1 protein-coding gene is annotated in these 1,554 nt (G+C 62.8%); it reads right to left on the bottom strand.

Translation table 11 applies throughout. The annotated features are described in order from the left end of the window. Positions 1-364 precede the first annotated feature (364 nt). Positions 365-1,482, bottom strand: a protein-coding gene (locus O9255_RS02920) for an IS3 family transposase (protein WP_297865337.1) whose coding sequence is annotated in 2 segments (ribosomal slippage) — positions 365-1,230 and positions 1,230-1,482 — 1,119 coding nt in all. Because the reading frame shifts where the segments join, the coding sequence is not laid out codon by codon here. Between the last annotated feature and the right edge of the window lie 72 nt (positions 1,483-1,554).

Raw genomic sequence — 1,554 nt, 5'->3', positions numbered from 1 at the left:
CGCGAAGCGTCGAAGAACTGGAAGATGATCCACCACTGGAAGCCAGCGCTACAGAGCTTCCAGGTGATGTTCGGCGACGAGCGCGTGCCGCTGGCCGCCCTGTGAGAAACCCGGTTACACAGTTGGTTTGACAGACCCACTTAAGCGGACCAATCAATCGCTTCGCGATTGATGTGGCCGCTTAGTTCAGGCGTTAGGCGCCGGTGTTTCAGGTGGGCTGAGGCGAGTTCGGTCTCGGCAAGTGCGAGACACCTAGCAGCCAGACTATCGGCCTGCCCGCGCCGGTCGGCAGCACGTCGCACTCAGGAACCACCGTCGAGTAGTCGGGAGCAGTTCCGGGCGGGCGCGGGCGTAACCTCCCCCGTCAAGCGGACAGTTCGAAAGTAGAGCTTCTGGCCTCGTGGTGATTTCGGAACTCGGCGGGCGTCATGCCGCCAAGGGCGTCGTGGGGGCGGTGCTCGTTGTAGTCGATCAGGAAGCGCCACGTGGCTTCGCGGACGTCATCCAGCCGAGCGAACAGGTACTGGTCGAGCACCTCCTCTCGATAAGTGCGGTTGAAGCGTTCGATGTAGGCGTTCTGGTTAGGCTTGCCCGGCTGGATGTACTGGATCGCCATGCCGGCCTGCTTCGCCCACTCGACGAAGACCTCGCCCAGGAACTCCGGACCGTTGTCGGTGCGCAGCACCTGCGGCAGTGGCCGCTCCTGGCGGATGCGTTCGAAGATGCGCACCAGCCGCTGCGACGTGATCGACGTGTCGACCTCGATGTGGATGATCTCGCGATTGAAGTCGTCGGTGATGTTGAAGGTGCGGAAGCTGCGGCCGCATGCCAGCGCATCGAGCATGAAATCCGCCGACCACACGGTGTCGGGATGCTCCGGCACGTAAAGCGGAACGCGTTCGCGCTTCGGCAGGCGACGCTTGGCGGCGCGTCGCAGATTGAGTTTCATGGCGCAGTACACCCGGTAGATTCGCTTGGGGTTCCAGTGCGGATGAGTCTTCTCGAGCAGCTGGCAGCACTTGCCGAAGCCGCGCGTCGGTTTCTGCTCGACCAGTCGGGCCAGCGCCGCGATCAGCTCGGCGTCGCGCACCGTCCAGTCCAACGGCGGCGCGTACCACGCGGATTTCGACAGATCGACCATCTCGCAGGACCGGCGCAGGGGCCGCGCGTGAACCTCGACAAGGAACCGCACCGCCTCGCGCTTCTCCGCCGGCCCTACAGTTTTTTTGCGATCAGATCCTTCATCGCAGCAACGTCGAGTGCGAGCTCTGCGTACATGCGCTTGAGCTTGGCGTTCTCGGCCTCAAGCTCGCGAACACGCCGCAGATCGGAGGCCTCCATGCCGCCGTACTTCGACTTCCACTGGTAGTACGTGGCCGAGCTGATGCCGGTCTGTCGGCACAGATCCTTGACCGGCACGCCGGCGTCGCCCTGCTTCAGCACCGCAACGATTTGGCTTTCGGTGAACTTCGACTTCTTCATGGAACCTCCTGGCGGGGAAAACATGCCAGAAAGCTCTATCTCTCAGGTGTCCACGATCAGGGGGAGGTTACG

The sequence above is a fragment of the Silanimonas sp. genome (assembly GCF_027530345.1).
GTDB lineage: Bacteria > Pseudomonadota > Gammaproteobacteria > Xanthomonadales > Xanthomonadaceae > Silanimonas.
This window is presented reverse-complemented; position numbering and strand designations above follow the sequence as displayed.